The following is a 6,517-nucleotide window of genomic DNA, read 5'->3' as shown; positions in this document are numbered from 1 at the left end:
CGTGCGCAGCATCATCGACCTGACCAGCGACAAGGGGCGCGCGATGGCGGACGTCATGGTCTCACTGCAAGCGCAGATCATCGCGTTCTCGCAAGACTACCAGATGGTCATGCTCTTTACGCTTTGCGCCATTCCGCTGGCGATCATGATCGGATCGACCAAGCTCGCGCTGCGCAAGCAGTCGCTAGCCCCCGAACATTCGGTGATGGAATAGCGTCGCGCCATTCGCCGCGCTTGTTCCGCGGACGCGGCGACGATACGATGATGTTGATTGAGCCCGCTCAGTTCAGCTTCTCGATCGCCATGGCGACGCCCTGACCCACTCCGACACACATCGTTGCCAGCGCGCGCTTGCCGCCGCGCTTCTCCATGCCGTGCACCGCCGTCATCGCGAGGCGGGCGCCGCTCATGCCGAGGGGATGACCGAGCGCAATCGCGCCACCATGCGGGTTGACGAAGTCGGCATCCTCCTTGACGCCGAGTTGGCGCAGACACGCGATGCCCTGGCTGGCAAAGGCTTCGTTGAGTTCGATCAGATCGAAATCGCTGATCTTTAGGCCCAGCCGCTCCATCAGCTTACGCGTGGCCGGCACTGGACCGATTCCCATGATGCGCGGCGGCACTGCGGCTGAGGCCAATCCGAGAATTCGCGCGCGCGGCGTGAGGCCGTGACGCTTCACGGCGGCTTCCGAGGCCAAAATCATCGCGGCTGCGCCGTCATTGACGCCGGACGCATTGCCGGCGGTCACCGTGCCCGGATTGCGCACGATCGGCCTGAGCTTGGCGAGCCCCTCCAACGTAGTTTCGGGGCGCGGATGCTCGTCCTTCTCGACGCTGACCGGACCAGCCTTGCCTCCCGGCACTGAAACGGCAGTGATCTCCTCGGCGAAATAGCCCGATGCGATCGCCTGACCGGCGCGCTGCTGCGAGCGGATCGCGAACGCGTCCTGATCGGCGCGCGACACCTGAAATTCCTCGGCGACGTTCTCGCCGGTCTCGGGCATCGCGTCGACGCCATATTGCGCCTTCATCAAAGGATTGATGAATCGCCAACCGATGGTGGTGTCGTAGATGTCAGCCGAGCGCGAAAAAGCTTCGGCGGCCTTGCCCATCACGAATGGCGCCCGTGTCATCGATTCGACCCCGCCGGCGATCGCAAAATCAATCTCGCCGGCGCGGATCGCGCGTCCAGCCGCGCCGACTGCATCCAGCCCCGAGGCGCAGAGCCGATTGAGGGTCGCGCCCGGAACCGTCTCCGGCAGACCTGCGAGCAACAACGCCATGCGCGCGACGTTGCGGTTGTCCTCGCCGGCCTGATTGGCGCAGCCGAAATAGACCTCATCGACCGCGGACCAGTCGAGTTTTGGGTGCCTCGCCATCAACGCCTTGATCGGGGTCGCCGCCAGATCATCGGCGCGCACCTTGGCGAGCGATCCGCCGAAGCGGCCAATCGGGGTTCTCACGGCGTCGCAAACAAATACATCGCGCATCGAAGTTCTCCCTGAATGCCGTGTTACCGCCAGCGGCTGAATTGAGGCGAGTTTTAGGAGCGCGTTCGCGACAGGTCAATTGAAGGGTTCGCGAGGCCCGCGTGCTTCCGACACCGGTCCGTGATGCCCCAATTCGGAAGTAAAACCCCTGTCGGGTCGCGAAACGTGGAAAACGCGGACAGGCGCGGCAAACCCGTAGGATCGGCGGACATAATTTTGTAGTTTGCGCGAGCCAATGACTGTCCAGCAATCCATTTCGGCAGCGTCGAATGCGACGCAGCCCGCAAACGACGTGCAGCCCGAGGCTGCGCGCGTCACGCCGATGATGGAACAGTATCTCGAGATCAAGGCCGCCAACCCCGGCCTGTTGCTGTTCTACCGGATGGGAGATTTTTACGAGCTGTTCTTCGAGGATGCCGAAATCGCCTCCCGCGCGCTCGGCATCATGCTGACCAAACGCGGCAAGCATCAGGGGATGGATATCCCGATGTGTGGCGTGCCGGTGGAACGCTCGGACGATTATCTGCATCGGCTGATCGCGCAAGGCCATCGCGTCGCGGTATGCGAGCAGATGGAGGACCCGGCTGCGGCGCGGGCGCGTGGCAATAAGAGCGTCGTGCGGCGTGATGTCGTGCGGCTGGTCACGCCAGGCACGCTCACCGAAGACACCCTGCTGGACGCCAGGACCAACAATTACCTGCTGGCGATCGCTCGCGCGCGCGCCTCGTCGGGTGGCGACCGCATCGGCCTGGCGTGGATCGATATTTCCACCTCCGAATTCACCGTCACCGAATGCTCCACCGGCGAGCTCGCGGCGACATTGGCGCGCATCAACCCGAACGAGGCCATTGTCACCGATGCGCTGTATGGCGATCCGCAATTGGGGCCGCTGCTGCGCGAATTGCCGGCGGTGACGCCGCTCACACGTGACGTATTCGACAGTGCCACCGCTGAACGGCGGCTGTGCGACTATTTCGCCGTCGCAACCATGGACGGGCTTTCCGCGATGTCCCGATTGGAGGCGACGGCGGCGGCTGCTGCGGTCACTTATATCGATCGCACCCAGGTGGGAAAGCGGCCGGCGTTGTCGCCACCGTCGCGGGAAAGCGCCGGCACCACCATGGCGATCGATCCCGCGACTCGCGCCAATCTGGAGCTGACGCGAACGCTTTCGGCCGAGCGGCGCGGCTCGCTGCTGGATGCGATCGATTGCACCGTCACCGCTGCCGGATCGCGGCTGCTCGCCCAACGCCTGGCGGCACCGCTAACCGACAGTGCGGCGATCGCGCGACGGCTGGATGCGATTGCCGCGTTCGTCGCCGACAGTACCGCGCGCGACGCGATCCGCTCGATCCTGCGCGCCGCCCCCGACATGTCGCGCGCGCTGACGCGAATATCGCTCGGTCGTGGCGGCCCGCGCGATCTTGCCGGCTTGCGCGACGGCATTCTCGCTGCCGATCAGGCGTTGGCGCGACTTTCCGCGCTGGCAAATCCGCCACTGGAGATATCAGCGGTGATTGAGGCGTTGCGCCGCCCTTCCCGCGAGCTGGCGCGCGAATTTGAGCAGGCGCTGGCCGAGCAACTGCCTTTGATCAAGCGTGACGGTGGCTTCGTTCGCGAGAGCTATGAGCCGGCTCTCGACGAGGCGCGCAGTCTGCGGGACGCTTCCCGTCTTGTGGTCGCCGCGATGCAGGCGCGATATGCCGACCAGAGCGGCGTCAAGGGTCTCAAGATCCGCCATAACAACGTGCTCGGCTATTTCGTCGAGGTCACGGCCCAGCACGGGGACAGACTGCTGGCGCCGCCCCTCAATGCGACCTTCATCCATCGACAGACCCTGGCTGGACAAGTCCGCTTTACCACGGCGGAGCTTGGCCAGATCGAAGCCAGGATCGCCAGCGCCGGCGATCGCGCGCTCGGGCTGGAGCTGGAAATCTTCGAGCGGCTTTGCGTGCTTGCAACTGCGGCGAGCGACGATTTGCGGGCCGCCGCACACGCCTTTGCGCTGCTCGACGTAGCAACCGCGCTCGCCAAGCTCGCGGTAGATGATAATTACGTGCGGCCCGAAGTCGACAGCTCGCTCGGCTTCGCCATCGAGGGCGGCCGGCATCCGGTTGTCGAACAAGCGCTCAAGCGCGAGGGCCAGCCGTTCATCGCCAACGGCTGCGACCTGTCGCCCGCGCCGGGACAGAACTCGGGCCAGATCTGGCTGATCACGGGGCCGAACATGGCGGGCAAATCGACCTTTCTCCGCCAGAATGCGCTGATTGCGCTGATGGCGCAGATGGGTAGCTTCGTGCCGGCCTCGCGCGCGCGTATCGGCATCGTCGACCGGCTGTTCTCGCGAGTGGGCGCGGCCGACGATTTGGCGCGCGGCCGTTCCACCTTCATGGTCGAGATGGTGGAGACCGCGGTCATTCTCAACCAGGCCAGCGAACGTTCGCTGGTCATTCTCGATGAGATCGGCCGGGGCACCGCCACCTTTGATGGTTTGTCGATCGCGTGGGCCGCGATCGAGCATCTGCATGAGGCCAACCGCTGCCGAGCGTTGTTTGCCACGCATTATCACGAACTCACCGCACTTGCCGCAAAGCTGCCGCGCTTGTTCAACGCCACCGTGCGGGTAAAGGAATGGCAGGGCGAAGTGGTGTTCCTGCACGAGGTACTGCCCGGCTCGGCCGACCGCTCCTATGGTATTCAGGTGGCGAAGCTCGCCGGATTGCCGTCCTCGGTGATTTCGCGCGCCAAGTCGGTGTTGGCGAAGCTCGAGGCGCAGGACCGCGGCCAAACCGCACGCGCGCTCATCGATGACCTGCCGCTGTTCGCCGTTCCTTCGCGCGCTGCTGAAGCGGCTCCGCCGAGCGAGGCCGAAAAGCTGATCGAGGCCATCAAGGCTATCCATCCCGACGAGATGTCGCCGCGCGAAGCGCTGGAAGCGTTGTACGCGCTGAAGTCCAAACTACCAAAGCAATAAGCGCGGTGGCTGAGCACGGTCTGGATTCAGCGCGCGAGCTTGCTTCGCCCGATCCACCACAAAGCCAGATTCCAGCCAACGCAGGTTGCCAGCGCCAAACCGAGCGCTGCCGCCGAACCGACCCGCAGCGCGGTGACATGCAAAATCGCGATCGCGATGCCGAAACCCATCAAGCCCCAGCCGCCATTGGCGATCACCGCCGCGGTCGGCCGGCCGCCGATTCGGGGATGCAGGATCAGCATCATGCTGGTGAACACGATGGGAAACAGCGCGATCGTGCCGCTTACGCTTGGGCCGACCCAGCGCGACAAAGTAACAACGATCGCGACCAGCGTTGCGACCAGGGACGCGCGCAGCGGGATATCGTACCAGCGGCGCGTGATCAGCGGCATCTTGACATGGCGAAATCGGCGCAACAGCGGTAGGCAAATCGCAAACGTGACTGCATTTATCAGCAGCCCACCGGCAAGCGACCACTCGACCGTGCGCGACAGCGCGGCCAGCACAAGCCACACGGCAACGCCACCGGCGCAACTGATGAACGCGTGATGCCGCTGCGCCAGGACGACATAGGTTAAAGCGAGCCAGATCGTCGCGGCGTTGATGGGCAGGCTCGCCAGCGCGCCCTCGGCGATGAAGGCGGCATCGTGATCGAGCGCGAGAAACACGTAGGAGGGACCTGCCGAAATCGGCAGCGTCGCCACCAGTGCGCCGATCACCGGGCCCGAGCGTTCGGTGATCACGGAGGCCGACACCACGAAAGCGGCGGTGATGGCCATCCGGAGCGCCAGCGTCAGCAAGAAAGCCAGTTCGGGGGACATCGTCTAGCCGCCGTCCCATTCACCCAGCAAACGCGCCGGCACCCGAATGGGCGCGCTATGAGTGCCGACGTTCTCGGGGACCACGATGGCTTGGGGTCACACCCGGTGCATCGTCACTGACACTTTCGGGCCGTTTTTGATGGTCTGGTAAACGACGCAATAACGCTCGGTCAGCTTCAACAGCAGATCGAGTTTGTCCTGTGGCGCATCGGTGTCGACATCAAAGCGCAAACGAATTTCCGCAAACCCGACCGGCGCCTCTTTGTCGACGCCGAGCGTACCGCGAAAATCGAGATCACCCTCCGCGGTTACTTTTCCGGAGCGCAGCGGAATCTCTACGGCTGTTGCGACCGATTTCAGCGTCACGCCGGCGCAGGCAGCCAGCGCTTCGAGCAGCATGTCCCCCGAGCATAATTCAAGCCCGGAGCCACCGGTCGCGGGGTGCAGACCCGCAACAGCCAATGCGCGGCCGGTTTCCACCTTGCAGGCGATCCCTTCATTGTCGATCGAACCTCTCGCGGTCAGCGTGATCATCGCTGCCTTGGGATCGGACTTATAACGCTCTTTGATCGGCGCCTGCGTAGCGCGCAGTTGGACGGCATCCATCTTGTTTTCTCTCCTGAATAGAGGTGATGCATTAGTCGGTCCGAAGGCCGATGTCACCACCACATCGCTTCGCCCGCGGTCGATTTCGAGTCGCCATCAGGCACATTGCGGTCGAGCGAACGGTCGAGCGCGGTCAGCACGCGCCGCTTGAAACTGTCGAACATCGGCGAATTGCGGTCACGCGGTCGCGCCAGGTTGACCTCGATCTCCTCGAAAAGGCGACCCGGCCGCGGTCGCATGACAAAGACGCGATCAGCCAAGACCACGGCTTCGTCGACATCGTGCGTAACCAGCACCAGGGTCGGCCGCGTGTCGGCCCAAAGATCAAGCAGGTGGTCCTGCAGATCGCGTCGCGTAAATGCATCGAGAGCCGAGAATGGCTCATCCAGCAGCAGCACCTCGGGCTGCGGCACCAGCGCGCGCGCAATCGCCACCCGCTGTGCCTGCCCGCCGGACAATTCGCGCGGCCACGCATCGGACTTGTCGGTAAGGCCGACCCGCGCCAGCGCGGCCGCTACCTTCTGCCGCCGAATATCGGCCGGCAGGTCGGAGAGGCCAAAGCCGATGTTCTCGGCGACGCTCAGCCACGGGAGCAACCGCGGCTCCTGAAAAATGATGCCGATTTT

General features: G+C 64.2%; 5 protein-coding genes and 1 pseudogene. 2 read left to right on the top strand and 4 right to left on the bottom strand.

What is annotated here, in order from left to right:
- Positions 1–214: pseudogene (locus VJV58_RS01555) on the top strand (EmrB/QacA family drug resistance transporter); the annotation flags it as partial.
- A 67-nt stretch (positions 215–281) separates the two neighbouring features.
- Here the strand turns inward: VJV58_RS01555 and pcaF are convergent.
- The gene (gene pcaF, locus VJV58_RS01550) at positions 282–1,490 is read right to left on the bottom strand and encodes a 3-oxoadipyl-CoA thiolase (protein ID WP_324135553.1); all 1,209 of its coding nucleotides are present in this window, start codon (positions 1,488–1,490) and stop codon (positions 282–284) included.
- A gap of 235 nt (positions 1,491–1,725) precedes the next feature.
- Here pcaF and mutS point away from each other — a divergent pair, with 235 nt between their 5' ends.
- On the top strand, positions 1,726–4,464 hold the full coding sequence (mutS, locus tag VJV58_RS01545) for a DNA mismatch repair protein MutS (RefSeq protein ID WP_414641372.1): 2,739 nt from the start codon (positions 1,726–1,728) through the stop codon (positions 4,462–4,464).
- 26 nt (positions 4,465–4,490) lie between these two features.
- On the opposite strand, the gene VJV58_RS01540 is transcribed toward mutS, so the two are convergent.
- The 3 genes from VJV58_RS01540 to VJV58_RS01530 form a co-directional block, all read right to left on the bottom strand.
- Positions 4,491–5,285, bottom strand: a complete 795-nt coding sequence (locus VJV58_RS01540) for a hypothetical protein (RefSeq protein WP_324135552.1) — start codon at positions 5,283–5,285, stop codon at positions 4,491–4,493.
- Between the two features lie 96 nt (positions 5,286–5,381).
- On the bottom strand, positions 5,382–5,891 hold the full coding sequence (locus VJV58_RS01535) for an OsmC family protein (protein WP_324135550.1): 510 nt from the start codon (positions 5,889–5,891) through the stop codon (positions 5,382–5,384).
- A 53-nt stretch (positions 5,892–5,944) separates the two neighbouring features.
- A partial coding sequence (locus VJV58_RS01530; RefSeq protein ID WP_324135549.1) for an ABC transporter ATP-binding protein occupies positions 5,945–6,517 on the bottom strand: 573 nt, incomplete at its 5' end.

The sequence above is a fragment of the Bradyrhizobium sp. genome, from assembly GCF_035273305.1.
Lineage (GTDB): Bacteria > Pseudomonadota > Alphaproteobacteria > Rhizobiales > Xanthobacteraceae > Bradyrhizobium.
This window is presented reverse-complemented; position numbering and strand designations above follow the sequence as displayed.

Bases quoted from the DNA above. Each gene is read 5' to 3' on its own strand.
- mutS (WP_414641372.1), top strand. From the start codon at position 1,726: ATGACTGTCCAGCAATCCATTTCGGCAGCGTCGAATGCGACGCAGCCC.
- VJV58_RS01535 (WP_324135550.1), bottom strand. From the start codon at position 5,891: ATGGATGCCGTCCAACTGCGCGCTACGCAGGCGCCGATCAAAGAGCGT.
- VJV58_RS01540 (WP_324135552.1), bottom strand. From the start codon at position 5,285: ATGTCCCCCGAACTGGCTTTCTTGCTGACGCTGGCGCTCCGGATGGCC.
- pcaF (WP_324135553.1), bottom strand. From the start codon at position 1,490: ATGCGCGATGTATTTGTTTGCGACGCCGTGAGAACCCCGATTGGCCGC.